The organism is Banduia mediterranea, assembly GCF_031846245.1.
GTDB lineage: Bacteria > Pseudomonadota > Gammaproteobacteria > Nevskiales > Nevskiaceae > Banduia > Banduia mediterranea.
The window spans coordinates 1-943 of record NZ_JAVRIC010000062.1 but is presented as its reverse complement, the minus strand read 5'-3'; the positions used below and the strand labels follow the sequence as shown (position 1 = coordinate 943).

Sequence of the window (943 nt, the reverse complement as noted above, 5' to 3'; positions counted from 1 at the left end):
GCCGGTGAAGGCCTCGCTCGTGAACTGCGAACCCTGATCGGTATTGAAGATCTCCGGTTGGCCGTACCGGTCGAGCGCCGCCTCCAGACAGTCCACGCAAAAAACGGTGTCCATGCTGTTGCTGACGCGCCACGCCAGCACCCGCCGGGAGTACCAGTCGATGACGGCCACCAGATATACGAAGCCACGCGCCAGTCGAATATACGTGATGTCCGTGCTCCAGACCTGACCGGGACGCGTGACCGTGACACCGCGCAGCAGGTACGGATAGACCCGATGTTCAGGGTGTGGCTTGCTGGTCGCCGGGCCCGGCGCCATCCCGGCCAGCGCCATCAGGCGCATCAGGCGTTGCACGCGCTTGCGGTTGACGACGTGCCCCTGGCGCCCGAGAAAAGCCACCATACGGCGGCTGCCGCAGAACGGCCGACACGTGTACTCCTCGTCGATCAGGCGCATCAGCAGCAGGTCTTCCTGAGACGGCCCATACGCCGGATGGCGCCCGTAGAAGCTCGCCCGCGCCACCTGCGCCAGCTCGCACTGCTGCGTGATCGCCAACTCGCCGCTGGGAGCGATCCAGCCCATTCGGGTCGGCGCGCTCATAGTCCGGACTTTTTTTTGAGCCAGTCCAGTTCCTTCTTCAGACGCCCGATCTCGCCGTACAGCCGATCTTCGTCCGCATGCGGCGCCGGCTTCGGACCACGCTTGCCCTCGAACAAGGTCGCAGCACCCTGCACGATCTCCTTGCGCCACTGCCCAACCACCACCGGATGCACGCCGTACTGCTGCCCGATCTCGTTGAGCGTCCGCACACCCCGTGCCGCTTCCATCCCGACCTTCGCCTTGAACTCCGCACTGTGGACCCTGCGTTTCCTGACCTCACCCTTTCTGTAATCCTCCTCGGATCACAGCTTAAACCGCTGTCTCGATTTCGGGGGCCACTTTA

General features: G+C 64.1%; 1 pseudogene. It reads right to left on the bottom strand.

Annotated features, from left to right (window positions below):
* Positions 1–827: pseudogene (locus RM530_RS18360) on the bottom strand (IS3 family transposase); the annotation flags it as partial.
* Positions 828–943 lie beyond the last annotated feature (116 nt).